Source organism: Streptomyces sp. NPDC001068, assembly GCF_042897315.1.
Lineage (GTDB): Bacteria > Actinomycetota > Actinomycetes > Streptomycetales > Streptomycetaceae > Streptomyces.
The window spans coordinates 202,684-216,868 of the sequence record NZ_JBIAYD010000012.1 but is presented as its reverse complement, the minus strand read 5'-3'; the positions used below and the strand labels follow the sequence as shown (position 1 = coordinate 216,868).

Sequence of the window (14,185 nt, the reverse complement as noted above, 5' to 3'; positions counted from 1 at the left end):
GCCGCGTGAGCGCGAGCAACCACACACAACCCGCACGCGAAGGAGCCACGTTGACCCCCCAGATCGAATCCGACGAGCACAGGGCACTCCGCGAAGCCGTGGCCGCCCTCGGCAGGAAGTACGGCCGCGCCTACATCACCCGCACCATCGCCGAGGGCCGCCACCCCACCGAGCTGTGGCAGGAGGCCGGGAAACTCGGCTACCTCGGCGTGAACCTCCCGGAGGAGCACGGCGGCGGAGGCGGCGGCATCACCGAACTCTCCATCGTGCTCGAAGAACTCGGCGCCGCCGGCTCCCCGCTCCTCATGCTCGTGGTCTCGCCCGCCATCTGCGGAACCGTGATCTCCCGCTTCGGTACCGAGGAGCAGAAGCGGGCCTGGCTCCCCGGCCTCTCCGACGGCTCCCGCCTGATGGCCTTCGGCATCACCGAACCCGACGCCGGCTCCAACTCGCACCGCATCAGCACCACGGCCCGCCGGGACCCCGACACCGGCGGCTGGCTGCTCACCGGCCGCAAGGTCTTCATCTCCGGCGTCGACATGGCCGACGCGGTCCTGATCGTCGGCCGCACCGAGGACGCCCGCACCGGCCGCCTCAAGCCCTGCCTGTTCATCGTCCCGACCGACGCCGAGGGCTTCCACAAGAACCCCATCGACATGGAACTCAACGCCGCCGAGAAGCAATGGGAACTGGTCCTGGACGACGTACGGCTGCCGGCGGACGCCCTCGTCGGCGACGAGGACGCCGGCCTGCTGCAGCTCTTCGCCGGACTCAACCCGGAGCGGATCATGACGGCCGCCTTCGCGATCGGCATGGGACGCCACGCCCTGTCCAAGGCGATCGAGTACGCGCGCGAGCGCACCGTCTGGAAGACCCCCATCGGCGCCCACCAGGCCATCGCGCACCCCCTCGCCCAGGCCCACATCGACCTCGAACTCGCCCGCCTGATGATGCAGAAGGCGGCCCACCTCTACGACGCCGGCGACGACATCGGCGCGGGCGAGGCGGCCAACATGGCCAAGTACGCGGCGGGCGAGGCGTGCGTGCGCGCCGTCGACCAGTCCGTGCACACCCTCGGCGGCAACGGGCTCACCCGGGAATTCGGACTCGCCTCGTTGATAACGGCCGCGCGCGTGGCTCGTATTGCTCCGGTGAGCAGGGAGATGATTCTCAACTACGTCTCCCACCAGACCCTGGGCCTGCCCAAGTCGTACTAGGCCGCCTTGGAGGAACCGTGTTCCGCAGCGCGTACGCAGACGTTCCGCCCGTAGAACTCCCCATCCACGAGGCCGTACTGGGCCGGGCCGCCGAGTTCGGCGACACCCCCGCCCTGATCGACGGCACCGACGGCACCACCCTCAGCTACGCACAACTGGACCGGTTCCACCGCAGGATCGCGGCCGGACTCGCCGACGCCGGCGTCCGCAAGGGCGACGTGCTCGCGCTGCACAGCCCGAACACGGTCGCCTTCCCGACGGCGTTCTACGCGGCCACGCGCGCGGGCGCCTCCGTCACGACCGTGCACCCCCTCGCCACGCCCGAGGAGTTCGCCAAACAGCTCACCGACTCCGCGGCCCGCTGGATCGTCACCGTCTCCCCGCTCCTGGAGGCCGCCCGCCGGGCCGCCGAACTCGCCGGCGGCATAGCGGAGATATTCGTCTGCGACAGCGCGCCCGGACACCGCTCGCTGCTCGACATGCTCACCGGCGACGCCCCCGAACCGCAGGTCGACATCGACCCGGCCGAGGACGTCGCCGCGCTGCCGTACTCCTCGGGCACCACCGGTGTCCCCAAGGGCGTGATGCTCACCCACCGGCAGATCGCCACCAACCTCGCCCAGCTGGAACCCGCCGTCCCCACCGGCCCCGGCGACCGCATCCTCGCGGTGCTCCCGCTCTTCCACATCTACGGCCTCACCGCACTCATGAACGCGCCCCTGCGCATGGGCGCCACCGTCGTCGTACTGCCCCGCTTCGACCTGGAGACCTTCCTCGCGGCCATCCAGAACCACCGCATCACCGGCCTGTACGTCGCCCCGCCGATCGTCCTCGCCCTCGCCAAGCACCCCCTGGTCGAGCAGTACGACCTGTCCTCCCTCAAGTACGTCATGAGCGCCGCGGCGCCCCTGGACGCCCGCCTCGCCGCCGCCTGCTCCGAGCGCCTCGGCCTGCCGCCGGTCGGACAGGCCTACGGCATGACGGAACTCTCGCCGGGCACCCACGTCGTCCCGCTGGACGCCATGCACCACGCACCGCCCGGCACCGTCGGCAGGCTCATCGCCGGCACCGAGATGCGGATCGTCTCCCTCGACGACCCGCACAAGGACCTCGGCCTCGGCGAACCCGGCGAGATCCTGATCCGCGGCCCCCAGGTCATGAAGGGCTACCTGGGCCGCCCCGACGCCACCGCCGCGATGATCGACGCCGACGGCTGGCTGCACACCGGGGACGTCGGCCACGCCGACGCCGACGGCTGGCTGTACGTCGTCGACCGGGTCAAGGAACTCATCAAGTACAAGGGCTTCCAGGTGGCCCCCGCCGAACTGGAGGCACTCCTGCTCACCCACCCGGGCATCGCCGACGCCGCCGTCATCGGCGCCTACAACGAGGACGGCAACGAGATCCCGCACGCCTTCGTCGTCCGCCAGCCCACCGCCACCGACCTCACCGAGAACGAGGCCATGCGCTACGTCGCCGAACGCGTCGCACCCTACAAACGCGTCCGCAGGATCACCTTCATCGCCGGCGTGCCCCGCGCGGCCTCCGGGAAGATACTCCGCCGCGAACTGCGCGCCCTCGCGAAGACCGCGGAACCCGGGGGGCGCGCATGACCTTGATCGGACAGGCACGCGCGCGTGCCGTCGCCACCCTCAGCCTCGACTCCGTCCCCACCCGCAACGCCCTGTCCGCCGCCCTCGTCGGCGAACTCGCCGAGGCCCTCACGGACTGCGCCGAGGACCCCGACGTCCGCGCGGTGGTCCTCACCCACACCGGGACGACCTTCTGCGCCGGCGCCGACCTGCGCGACCCGCCACACCCCGACGCCCTCGTCCAGCTCCTCCGTCAGATCGTCGAGCTGCCGAAACCGGTCGTCGCCCGCGTCACCGGACACGTACGCGCCGGCGGCCTCGGCCTCCTCGCCGCGTGCGACATCGCCGCCGCGTCCACCGGGTCCACCTTCGCCTTCACGGAGGTGCGGATCGGCGTCGCCCCCGCGGTGATCTCCCTCCCCCTCCTCCCGCGCGCCGACCCCCGAACCCTGGCCCGCTACTACCTCACCGGCGAACGCTTCGGCCCGCCCGAAGCGGTACGCCTGGGCCTGCTCACCGCCACCGCCGACGACGTGGACACCGCCCTCGAACCCGTCCTCGACGGCCTGCGGCGTTCCGCCCCGCAGGCCCTGGCCGAGACGAAACGGCTGCTCACGGCTAGGGTGCTGGAGACATTCGACCGGGACGCGGCCACCCTGACCGCGCTCTCGGCCCGGCTGTTCTCCTCCGACCAGGCCCGCGAGGGGATGACGGCCTTCCTCGAACGACGGGACGCGGCGTGGGTGGTGTGAACACGGCGGAACGCTCGCCGAAGCAGGACCGCAGCCGGGCCACCCGGCAACGGCTCCTGGAAGCCGCCGTGGCCTGCCTCGCCGAACACGGCTGGGCGGGCTCCACGGTCGCCGTCGTCGCCGAACGCGCCGGCGTCTCCCGGGGCGCCGCCCAGCATCACTTCCCGACCCGCGAGGACCTCTTCACCGCCGCCGTCGAATACGTCGCCGAGGAACGGTCCACGGCCCTGCGCGCCCTGTTCCCGCAGGGCGCGGCCGGCGACCGGCGCGCCGTGGTCCGCGGTCTCGTCGACCTGTTCACCGGCCCGCTGTTCCGGGCCGCCCTCCACCTGTGGGTCGCCGCCTCCGACGAGGACCAGCTCCGCCCCCGCGTCACCGAACTGGAGGCCCGCGTCGGCCGCGAGACCCACCGCATCGCCGTGGACCTCCTGGGCGCCGACGAAGCCCGCCCCGGCACCCGGGAGACGGTCCAGGGCCTCCTGGACATGGCCAGAGGCCTGGGCCTCGCCAACCTCCTGACGGACGACAAGGCGCGACGGGAACGGGTGGTACAGCAGTGGGCGGCACTGCTGGACGAGGCCCTGGGCTGACGAGCGGACCCGCCCACGCACCGCCGCACTTCCCCTGGTGGGCGATGTCCGCGAACTAGTGGGCGATGTCCGCGAACCCCTCGATGTCCTCCGGCTTCCTGACGCCCGGGCCCACGTACTCCGCAGACGGCCGTACCAGCCGCCCCGTCCGCTTCTGCTCGAGAATGTGCGCCGACCACCCGGCGGTGCGCGCACACGTGAACATCGACGTGAACATGTGGGCCGGCACCTCCGCGAAGTCCAGCATGATCGCCGCCCAGAACTCCACGTTGGTGGCGAGCACACGGTCCGGCCGACGGTTGTGGAGTTCCTCCAGCGCCGCCTTCTCCAGCGCCTCCGCGATCTCGAACCGCGGCGCCCCCAGCTCCCGCGCCGTCCGCCGCAGCACCCGTGCCCGCGGATCCTCCGCCCGGTACACCCGGTGCCCGAACCCCATCAGGCGCTCGCCCCGGTCCAGCGCACCCTTGACGTAGGCCTCCGCGTCGCCGGTCCGCTCGATCTCCTCGATCATCCCGAGCACCCGGGACGGCGCACCGCCGTGCAGCGGTCCCGACATGGCCCCGACCGCACCCGACAGCGCGGCGGCGACGTCCGCGCCCGTGGAGGCGATGACCCGCGCGGTGAAGGTCGACGCGTTCATCCCGTGCTCGGCGGCCGACGTCCAGTACGCGTCCACGGCCGCCACGTGCTTGGGGTCCGGCTCCCCGCGCCACCGGATCATGAACCGCTCCACGACCGAGTGCGCCTTGTCGATCTCCCGCTGGGGGACCATCGCGAGACCCTGCCCACGCGCGGACTGGGCGACGTAGGACAGCGCCATGACCGCCGCCCGCGCCAGGTCGTCCCGGGCCTGCTCCGCGTCGATGTCCAGGAGCGGCTTCAGCCCCCACACGGGGGCGAGCATGGCGAGCGCGGACTGCACGTCCACCCGGATGTCACCCGAATGGACCGGGATCGGGAACGGTTCGGCGGGCGGCAGACCGGGATTGAAGGCGCCGTCGACCAGCAGCCCCCAGACGTTCCCGAACGAGACGTGCCCGACCAGATCCTCGATGTCGACACCCCGGTACCGCAGGGCGCCGCCTTCCTTGTCCGGTTCGGCGATCTCCGTCTCGAACGCGACGACTCCTTCGAGCCCAGGTACGAAGTCGGACATGGGGCGGCTCCTCGGTGAGGTGTACGGCGGAGGCATCTGCACCATAACCCCGAGTGCCAGAATTGGGGAGTCCAGCGGCACTCAGTGCCACCACGGGCAGGGCGGGACATGTGGCGCGCGCCCATGTGCGCGTACGGCAGGATGACCGCGTGACCGACCGTGACCCCGCTGAGATGCGCCAGCACTACCGGGCCGAGGGCCTCGACGAGAACGACCTGCCCGCACACCCCATGGACCAGTTCACCCACTGGTTCGAACAGGCGGTGCGCGCCGCCGACGACGGCATCGTCTACGAACCCAACGCGATGGTCGTCTCCACCGCCGACGCCGAGGGCCGCCCCAGTTCACGCACGGTCCTGATGAAGCGGTACGACGCCAAGGGCTTCGTCTTCTACACCAACTACGACTCCCGCAAGGCGCGGGACCTCGCCGCGAACCCCCACGTCTCGGTGCTCTTCCCCTGGCACGCGATGGCCCGCCAGGTCATCGTCACCGGCACCGCCCGCCGTACCGGCCGCGACGAGACCACGGCCTACTTCCGCACCCGCCCGCACGGCTCCCAGCTCGGCGCCTGGGCCAGCGCCCAGTCCTCGGTCATCCACTCCCGCACCGAACTGGACACCGCCTACGCCGACCTGAGCGCCCGCTACCCCGAGGGCGAACAGGTCCCGGTCCCCCCGCACTGGGGCGGCTTCCGCGTCGAACCCCGCACCATCGAGTTCTGGCAGGGCCGCCACAACCGCCTCCACGACCGCCTGCGCTACGTGGCCGCCCCCGACGGCAGCTGGCACGTGGAGCGCCTCAGCCCCTGAATCCCGGGCGGGCCGGGGAGAACGGAGAACGCAGACGACCCGCGAGCTCTGGTCCCTCCGTCTGACGACGGAGAAGCCGGCCGGACGTACCGGCGAGCTCGCGGGTCGGGTGACTGCGTTGGATTGGCCGGCTGCGTACATCCCGTGCACGCGGGTCCGGCACCGCACTGGTGTGGTGACGGGCGCTAGCCCGCAGCCACCTCCGACGTCCGGTGTGCATACATGCTCCGAACCACCTCCCTTCCTCGGTACCACTCACCTTACGAAGCGGACCGGAGGTGCTCAAGGGATTTTCGGTGGATGCCGTGCCGTCGGCCTGGCTAGCGTTTCCCGCCCGGGGCGAACCGACAGAAGGGGCGGGGACGCGTGAGTGGGGAACTGAGGGTCGTCGGCGTCGGTGGGGACGACGCGCCGGCGCTGGAGGAGTGGCGGTACGTGCACAACGTCGTCGTGCCGCCGGCCGCGATGTCGCCCGGCGAGGCACGGGAGCGGCTGGACCGCGGGTACCGGCTGGAGAACGCCTACCTGGACGGCGTTCTCGTGGGGTGCTCGACCGTGCGGCCGGCCGTCGAAGGGGCGGTGACGGTGATCGCGCGCGTGCTGCCGGGGTTTCGGCGGCGCGGGTTCGGCAAGGCGCTGTACGAGCGTGGACTCGCGCAGGCGCGTGCGCAGGGCGCCGAGGCCGTCGAGACGTGTGTGCTGGCGGTCAACGAGGACGGGCTGCGGTTCGCCGGACGGTGCGGGTTCGTCGAGGTGGAGCGGTATGTGCTCGACGGAGGGGACGATGAGTGGGTGGATCTTCGGCTCGGGTTGTGAGCGTCCGCTTGCAACGATTCCTTCAATCTTGCGGGAACACAGTGTGGGCTGCGTCACGTTCGAGTTGAATGAAGGGCAGCGAGGAACCGGCGCGCCGTGCGTGCGGACGCAGCCTGATGGGGGTCCAGGTGAGTGCTTCCCGGCGTAGTGGGACCACCGACGAACTGGGGCCCGACGAGCCCGGGCCGGAGCCGCAACGGGACGGTCCGGAGGACTCGGGCGGATCCGATCTGCTCGCGGCGCTCCTCGACGGCATGGACGCGGCGCTGTGCGCGTTCGACGCGGACGGCTTCGTCACCCACTGGAACCGTGAGGCCGAGCGGATCCTCGGGTGGACGGCGGCCGAGGCGGTGGGCCGGCACGGGTTCGCCGGCTGGGCGGTGCGCGAGGCGGACGCCGACGAGGTCGAGGGCCGGCTGCTGTCGGCCATGCACGCCCCGGGCCGCCAGGTGCACGAGTTCGCGCTGCTCACCAAGGACGGCGGCCGGGTCCTGGTGCGGACCCAGTCGGCGGCCGTGCGCGGCCCGGACGGGAAGCCGGCCGGCGTGTACTGCGCCTTCAGCGAGGTGCACACGCAGATCGACCTGGAGCGGTCGATCGCGCTGAGCGAGGCTCTCTTCGAGGACGCGGCCTGGGGCGTCGTCCTCGTGGACGCGGACCTGCGGCCCGCCGTCGTCAACGCGCACGCCGCGCGGGCGCTCGGGACCGGGCGTACGTCCGCGCTGGGGCGCCCGCTGGGGGAACTGCTCGCGCAGGGCGTGGAGGACCTGGAGGGTGCCCTCACCCACGTGCTCGCCGAGGGCGCGCCGCCCGCGCCGGCCGAGATGTGGGTGAGCGTGCGGACGGCGGAGGGCGAGGAACGCCGCTGCTGGCGGTCCGGGTTCGTGCGGCTGGCGTCGCCGCTGGCGGAGGAGCCGGTGCCGCTCGGGGTCGGCTGGCTGTTCCAGGACGTCACGGAGGCCAAGCAGGCCGAACAGGAGGCGGCCATGCTGCGCTTCCGGGCCAACCAGCTGCACCGGGCGGGTCGGGCGGCCTGTGAGTGCGAGGACCCGGTGGAGGCGGCCGCGCTGCATCTGGACTTCGCGCTGGCGGGGTTCGCCGATCACGCGGTGGTCGACCGGGTGGTGGGCGGTGCCCGGTCGGACGGGGAGGTGGGTCCGGTGCGGCTGGTGCGGATCGCGGCCACGCCGTCCGGGGCGCCGGGGCCGAGCCTGCTGACGGGCGCGGCCGGACTGCCGGTGCGTTACGAGGACGGGCATCCGGCGCTGCAGTGCGTGGCCCGCGCCGGGAGCGTGCGGGCGGACGCCGGAAGTGTGCCGGCGGACAGCGCCCGGGAGTGGGCGCTGGAGCGGCAGTGGCCGGGGGACGCGGTGCACGCGTTGTGCGCGGTGCTGCGCAGCCGGGGACGGACGCTGGGCGTGCTGACGTTTCTGCGCGGGTCGGGGCGCAGCCGCTTCGAGCGGGTGGACGCGACGTACGCGGAGGACGTGGCGGTGCGGATCGCCACCGCGCTGGACCTGGCCCAGCTCGCGAAGGAGCGGCAGCAGTGAGGCGACGCCGGCGGTGTCCCGGTGCCGGGCCTCAGTGCTGGTAGAAGATCCGGTCGCCGTACTCCTCGAAGACGCGGGCGTTCCACTCGTGGCCGCCGTCGACGTTGCCCGAGCGCAGCAGCGGGGGCTCGATGCCCCGGTCGGCCAGGGTGGCCGCGGTGGTGGCCAGGACCGCCTGGAGCAGGGCGCTGGCGACGACCGTGGAGGCGGGGGCGAAGGGGGCCGGGATGGTGTCGAGGGTGAGTTCGGCGTCCCCGATGGCGATCTTCGAGTCGAGGACGATGTCGCAGTGGTCCTTCAGGAAGGTGCCCGAGGAGTGCCGGGAGGCGGTCTGCGCGGCGTAGGCCACGGAGGTGACGCCGATGACCTTGGCGCCGCGGGAACGGGCGCTGACGGCCATCTCGACGGGCAGCGCGTTGCGGCCGGACAGGGAGACGATCACGAGGGTGTCGCCGGCGCGCAGCGGCGAGGTGTCGAGGACGGCGGTGGCGAGTCCGTCGACGCGTTCCAGACGGGAGCCGAGGGTCGCCGGCATGACGTCGACGCCGACGAGGCCGGGGGCGGGCAGCAGGTTCATGAGGGCGAGGCCGCCCGCGCGGTAGACGACGTCCTGGGCGGCGAGCGAGGAGTGCCCGGCGCCGAAGGCGAACAGCCGGCCGCCCGCGGCGACGGTGTCGGCCAGCAGGGTGCCGGCGGCGGCGATGGCCGGGGCCTCCTCGTCGCGGACGCGCTGCAGGATGCCGATCGCGGCGTCGAAGAACAGGTCGGCGGGTGTGCCGTCGCTCATGCGGTGCCCCTTTGCGCGGTCGACGCCGTGGTCCGTGTCGCGGATCACCCTCCGGTCTGGACCATCTCGGTGTCAATACGGCCGGGGGGCGATCCGGCCGGGGGGCCGGTCGCGTGCCGGGATGCCCGGCCTCTGTTTTCCCCGCGTCCCCCGCTTGTCAGTGGGATCCGGCAGAATTGGTGTCAGGGCCAGCGCACGCACGCGGCCGGGCTTCCGGCAGAGGTAATCGAGGGGCACGTATGTCCGGACTGATCGACACCACGGAGATGTATCTCCGCACCATCCTCGAGCTCGAAGAGGAAGGCGTGGTCCCCATGCGCGCCCGCATCGCGGAGCGGCTCGACCAGAGCGGGCCGACGGTGAGCCAGACGGTGGCGCGGATGGAGCGGGACGGTCTGGTGTCCGTCGCCAGCGACCGCCATCTGGAGCTGACCGACGAGGGCCGCCGGCTGGCGACGCGTGTGATGCGCAAGCACCGGCTCGCCGAGTGCCTGCTGGTCGACGTGATCGGCCTGGAGTGGGAGCAGGTGCACGCCGAGGCGTGCCGCTGGGAGCACGTGATGAGCGAGGCGGTGGAGCGGCGGGTGCTGGAGCTGCTGCGCCATCCGACCGAGTCGCCGTACGGCAACCCGATCCCGGGTCTGGAGGAGCTGGGCGAGAAGGACGGCGCGGACCCGTTCCTCGACGAGGGCATGGTGTCGCTGGCCGACCTGGACCCGGGGGCGGACGGCAAGACCGTGGTCGTACGCCGGATCGGTGAGCCCATCCAGACCGACGCGCAGCTGATGTACACGCTGCGGCGGGCGGGTGTGCAGCCCGGTTCGGTGGTCAGCGTGACCGAGGCGGCCGGCGGGGTGCTGGTGGGCAGCGGCGGCGAGGCCGCCGAGCTGGAGGCGGACGTCGCCTCCCACGTGTTCGTCGCCAAGCGCTGACCACCGACTGGTCGGAGGACCTTTCAACTACCGTTGTTCATCGGGAAGTTGACGCGTCCTCCGAACGTGTCTCCAGGTTCGTTCGAACGTGTCGAATCCAAGATTCAGTGCTCCGAATCGCAGCGCTCGGACGTTTCGCGTGCAAGGCTGTCGCGAGAGGCATATGACCTGAGGGGGCGGGGAGGATGTGCCGAAGGCGTGGACACGGACATGGGTCCGGCCCCGGCGCCCTTCGGCGCCGGGGCCTGTCCTCCCCAGTGCTGACCCGGAGCCCCGAGCTCCCAGGGTCATCCCCGCGGACCGTCTTCCCCGAGCGGTCCGCCCCCCGCAGAACAAATCCCCCCAGAGGCGCCGATCATGCCTGGAGAGGGGTCACTCGAACGAGGGGTGTTGCCCGCAGGAGCCCCGATTTTCGAATAGGTATTCGATAGTCTGCAGCGGTACCGAGCATCACGAAGCGATACGAGGCGACACAAGGCACGCGGAGCTAGGGGGGTGCCAGGCTCATGGCACGACGCATCGACGTGACAGGAGCCGGCGGCGTACACCTCGCCGCCTGGGAGTTCGCGGACCCGCCCAAGACGGAGGAGGCGGCGCGGCCGCACGGCGATCGTCCGGTCCCGGACCGTTCGTTCCCCGGTGTGCTGTTACTGCACGGTCTGATGGGCCGCGCCTCGCACTGGGCCTCCACCGCCCGCTGGCTCTCCGACCGGCACCGCGCCGTCGCGCTCGACCAGCGCGGCCACGGCCAGAGCGGCAAGCCCCCGCAGGCCGCTTACACCCGTGAGGCGTACGTCGAGGACGCCGCGGCCGCCATCGAGCAGCTGGACCTGGGGCCGGCCGTGGTCGTCGGTCACGCCATGGGCGCGCTGACCGCCTGGCAGCTCGCCGCGAAGCGCCCCGAACTGGTCCGGGCCCTGATCATCTGCGACATGCGGGCGTCCGCGCTGGGGGCGGCCTCGCAGCGCGAGTGGGCCGAGTGGTTCAGGTCCTGGCCAGTCCCCTTCGCCACGCTCGCCGACGTCCGCAAGTGGTTCGGCGAGGACGACCCCTGGGTGGAGCGGCCCAGTCCGGCGCGCGGCGAGTTCTACGCCGAGGTGATGCACGAGCGGGCCGACGGCTGGCGGCCCGTCTTCGACCCCGACCAGATGCTGAAGTCCCGCGAGACCTGGGTCTACGACGCGCACTGGGAGGAACTGGCCCAGGTGCCGTGCCCGGCGCTGGTCGTGCGCGGGGTGGACGGGGAGCTGGGGCGGGCGGAGGCCCAGGAGATGGTGCGGGTGCTCTCCAAGGGGGAGTACGCGGAGGTGGCCGAGGCGGGACATCTGCTGCCGTACGAGCGGCCGGAGGCCTGGCGGGCGGCGGTGGAGCCGTTTCTGGAGCGGGTGGGGGAGTGAGCGGGGGCGGTGGGCGCCGGGTGCGGGTCGGGGAGGGCTCGGGTGCGTGGGCGGCTGCGGGTCCGACGTGGCTTGTCGCGCAGTTCCTCCCCCAGCCTTCGGCCGGGGGTGCCCCCAGCGCCCCTTACGGGGCGCTGTTCCCATACTCCTTATCGGGTTGCTGATTCTCGCGTCTGAGTCAGCCCCTGCTGACTGCTGCCAGGATCTCCGGCAGGTTCGCCGCGGTGCGCGGAGCCGCCAGGCGCAGGCCCGACCAGGTGATCCCCGCCCCGTACGCGGCCCCGAGCGGCAGCAGCACCCACGTCCACTCGTCGCCCCCCGCGCTCACGTTCAGCGCGATCGTCAGGGCGATGACCGGGGCGCACAGCAGGGCAGCCGAGACCATACCGCCGAAGATCGCGATCCAGGCCAGGCCGGCCTGCCCGGCGGCGACGTTCCGGTGGCCCTCCTGGGGGATGGAGTACGGGAAACGGGCCGAGGTCCAGGCGCCGGTCGCCAGCATCGCGCCGAGCAGGGCGAAGGACAGGCCGAGCACCTCGGGCAGCCGGGCCCAGTCGCCCAGCACGGCCGTGGTCAGGGCCGTCACCAGCGTCGCGTACGGCAGGGTGATCACCAGCAGCGCCAGCGCCCGCCCGCGCAGCTCGGCAAAGGCGTCCCGGGGCGAGGAGATGGTCGTCGCCACCATCCAGAAGGCCGAGGTGTCCTGCCCGAACTGGTTGTACATCTGGATGCCGAGCATCCCGGCGGCGAAGCACGCGAAGTAGATCGACCCGGTGCCCTGGAGGGCGTTGAAGAGGGGCACGATCAGCCCGATGGCCAGCGAGGTCACCCACGCGGCCTTGGTCTTCGGGTCGCGCCAGATGTAGCGCAGGGCGCGGGCCATCACCGTGCCCGTGCGGCTGGGGGCACCGTTCGGGCTCTCGGTTCCGAAGGCGGACAGCAGGCGCCGCAGGCCCGCGCCGCCGAAGGAGCGGCTCCGGTCGGCCGGGTCGAGCGCCTGGAGCGTCGAGCCGTCCGGCGCGGTCATCAGCCGGGTCAGGGTGCGTGCCCAGGCTCCGACCAGCAGTGCCAACGCGAGCGCCGAGAGCCCCAGTTGGGCGGCCGCAGTGCCGTAGGCCCCCTCGCTCGCCGCGCGTACCGCACCGATCGCCGACGCGGGCGGCAGCCAGCGCACCACGTCGGCCACCGGCGCCAGCTCCCCGAGCCCGGCCGAACCCAGGCTCCGGGCACCGAAGTTGACCAGCTGGGCGCCGACGGCGATGACCAGACCGCTCAGTACCGCCAGGTCGCGGCCCTTGCGGCTGCTGAGCAGCCGGACGTTCGCGGCGGCCACGGTCCGGGCGAGGGCCACGCAGACCAGCAGCGCGAGGGCGACGGCGGCCACCGCGACGGCGTACGCCACCGTGCCGTGCGCCACCGACACCGCGCAGCCCACCAGCAGCAACAGCGAGAACAGCGGGCCGACGCCGACCAGGGAGGCGGTCAGCAGGGCCCGTACCAGCGGCCGTGGCCGCAGGGGCAGCATCACCAGGCGGGTCGGGTCCAGGGTCTCGTCACCGCCCGGGAAGAACAGCGGCATCACCGCCCACCCCAGTGCCAGTACCGCCGCCGCCGGCACCGCCACGGCATCCGCGTGCGGGTGCCCGCGCAGCAGGACCAGGCCCAGCAGCTGCGCCGCCCCGAACAGCAGCGCGAGCACGGCCGAGACGACGAACGCGGCCCGGCGGCCGCCGGACTGGCGCAGCCCGTTGCGCAACAGCGACAGCTTCAGCCGTACGACGGTGGCGGTCACGTCCGTCATCGGGCCGCACCGCCGCCCAGCCAGTCCAGGTCCGATCCGGCGTTGCGTCCGCTCGCCCCGACCAGTTCGAGGAAGGCGGCCTGGAGGGTGCCGTGCGCCCCGCGCACGTCCTCCAGGGCGCCCGTGGCACGGATCCGTCCGGCCGCCAGCACCGCCACCCAGTCGCACAGCGACTCCACGAGTTCCATGACGTGGGAGGAGAAGACGACGGTCGCGCCGGAGGCGGTGTAGTGCTCCAGGACGCCCCGGATGGTCTGCGCGGACACCGGGTCGACGCCCTCGAACGGCTCGTCCAGGAAGAGGACCTCGGGGTTGTGGAGGAGAGCCGCGGCCAGTCCGATCTTCTTGCGCATGCCGGTCGAGTAGTCGACGACGAGCTTGTGCTGGGAACCGGCGAGGTCGAGCACGTCGAGGAGCTGGGCGGCGCGCTTGTCGACCTCGGCGCCGGGCAGTCCGCGCAGCCGGCCGCTGTAGCCGAGCAGTTCGCGTCCGGAGAGCCGCTCGAAGAGCCGCAGTCCCTCCGGCAGTACGCCGATACGGGCCTTCACCGCCACCGGGTCCCGCCACACGTCGTGCCCGACCACCTCGACGCTTCCCTGGTCCGGCCGGAGCAGCCCGGTCACCATGGAGAGGGTGGTGGTCTTCCCGGCCCCGTTGGGTCCGACCAGCCCGACGAACTTCCCGGCGGGCAGCGACAGATCGATCCCGCCGACCGCCACCTGCTGCCCAAACCGCTTCCAGAGCCCACGAACACGCACGGCATCGGTCATGGGTCAACCCTAG

At 72.4% G+C, this 14,185-nt stretch carries 13 protein-coding genes; 9 read left to right on the top strand and 4 right to left on the bottom strand.

The window, feature by feature from the left end; translation table 11 throughout:
- Nucleotides 1–50: 50 nt before the first annotated feature.
- From ACFY3I_RS31965 to ACFY3I_RS31950, 4 genes are read left to right on the top strand one after another with little or no spacing between them, the layout of a single operon-like run.
- On the top strand, nucleotides 51–1,217 hold the full coding sequence (locus ACFY3I_RS31965; RefSeq protein ID WP_390864551.1) for an acyl-CoA dehydrogenase family protein: 1,167 nt from the start codon (nucleotides 51–53) through the stop codon (nucleotides 1,215–1,217).
- Between the two features lie 17 nt (nucleotides 1,218–1,234).
- Entirely contained in the window at nucleotides 1,235–2,830 is a 1,596-nt protein-coding gene (locus ACFY3I_RS31960; protein ID WP_390864550.1) for a 4-coumarate--CoA ligase family protein, read from the top strand.
- Nucleotides 2,827–3,561 (top strand): enoyl-CoA hydratase family protein, encoded by a 735-nt coding sequence (locus ACFY3I_RS31955; protein WP_390864549.1) that lies wholly within the window; start codon nucleotides 2,827–2,829, stop codon nucleotides 3,559–3,561. Before ACFY3I_RS31960 ends, ACFY3I_RS31955 begins: the two co-directional genes overlap by 4 nt.
- Nucleotides 3,549–4,151, top strand: a complete 603-nt coding sequence (locus ACFY3I_RS31950) for a TetR/AcrR family transcriptional regulator (RefSeq protein ID WP_390864548.1) — start codon at nucleotides 3,549–3,551, stop codon at nucleotides 4,149–4,151. The genes ACFY3I_RS31955 and ACFY3I_RS31950 overlap by 13 nt, the downstream gene beginning before the upstream one ends.
- A 55-nt stretch (nucleotides 4,152–4,206) precedes the next feature.
- Here ACFY3I_RS31950 and ACFY3I_RS31945 read toward each other — a convergent pair whose 3' ends face one another.
- Entirely contained in the window at nucleotides 4,207–5,307 is a 1,101-nt protein-coding gene (locus tag ACFY3I_RS31945) for a citrate synthase 2 (RefSeq protein ID WP_365295458.1), read from the bottom strand.
- 173 nt (nucleotides 5,308–5,480) lie between these two features.
- Here ACFY3I_RS31945 and pdxH point away from each other — a divergent pair, with 173 nt between their 5' ends.
- The 3 genes from pdxH (at nucleotide 5,481) to ACFY3I_RS31930 (ending at nucleotide 8,485) form a co-directional block, all read left to right on the top strand.
- On the top strand, nucleotides 5,481–6,119 hold the full coding sequence (gene pdxH / locus ACFY3I_RS31940) for a pyridoxamine 5'-phosphate oxidase (protein WP_365295483.1): 639 nt from the start codon (nucleotides 5,481–5,483) through the stop codon (nucleotides 6,117–6,119).
- A 366-nt stretch (nucleotides 6,120–6,485) separates the two neighbouring features.
- Entirely contained in the window at nucleotides 6,486–6,935 is a 450-nt protein-coding gene (locus tag ACFY3I_RS31935; RefSeq protein ID WP_390864547.1) for a GNAT family N-acetyltransferase, read from the top strand.
- 128 nt (nucleotides 6,936–7,063) lie between these two features.
- On the top strand, nucleotides 7,064–8,485 hold the full coding sequence (locus ACFY3I_RS31930; RefSeq protein ID WP_390864546.1) for a PAS domain-containing protein: 1,422 nt from the start codon (nucleotides 7,064–7,066) through the stop codon (nucleotides 8,483–8,485).
- Between the two features lie 31 nt (nucleotides 8,486–8,516).
- On the opposite strand, the gene ACFY3I_RS31925 is transcribed toward ACFY3I_RS31930, so the two are convergent.
- Nucleotides 8,517–9,272 (bottom strand): SIS domain-containing protein, encoded by a 756-nt coding sequence (locus ACFY3I_RS31925; protein WP_390864545.1) that lies wholly within the window; start codon nucleotides 9,270–9,272, stop codon nucleotides 8,517–8,519.
- A gap of 239 nt (nucleotides 9,273–9,511) precedes the next feature.
- Between ACFY3I_RS31925 and ACFY3I_RS31920 the strand changes: the two genes are divergently transcribed.
- Both ACFY3I_RS31920 and ACFY3I_RS31915 read left to right on the top strand, forming a co-directional pair.
- A complete protein-coding gene (locus ACFY3I_RS31920) occupies nucleotides 9,512–10,204 on the top strand; it encodes a metal-dependent transcriptional regulator (RefSeq protein WP_351321325.1) in 693 nt (230 codons plus the stop codon).
- Nucleotides 10,205–10,710: 506 nt separating this feature from the next.
- Nucleotides 10,711–11,601: an alpha/beta hydrolase gene (locus ACFY3I_RS31915; RefSeq protein WP_365295464.1), complete on the top strand. Its 891-nt coding sequence runs from the start codon at nucleotides 10,711–10,713 to the stop codon at nucleotides 11,599–11,601.
- A gap of 178 nt (nucleotides 11,602–11,779) precedes the next feature.
- On the opposite strand, the gene ACFY3I_RS31910 is transcribed toward ACFY3I_RS31915, so the two are convergent.
- Together ACFY3I_RS31910 and ACFY3I_RS31905 are read right to left on the bottom strand one after the other, a co-directional pair.
- Nucleotides 11,780–13,402 carry a transporter gene (locus ACFY3I_RS31910; protein WP_390864544.1) on the bottom strand — a complete coding sequence of 541 codons (1,623 nt, stop codon included), beginning with the start codon at nucleotides 13,400–13,402 and terminating at the stop codon, nucleotides 11,780–11,782.
- On the bottom strand, nucleotides 13,399–14,172 hold the full coding sequence (locus tag ACFY3I_RS31905; RefSeq protein ID WP_365295468.1) for an ABC transporter ATP-binding protein: 774 nt from the start codon (nucleotides 14,170–14,172) through the stop codon (nucleotides 13,399–13,401). The genes ACFY3I_RS31910 and ACFY3I_RS31905 overlap by 4 nt, the downstream gene beginning before the upstream one ends.
- Nucleotides 14,173–14,185: the final 13 nt, after the last annotated feature.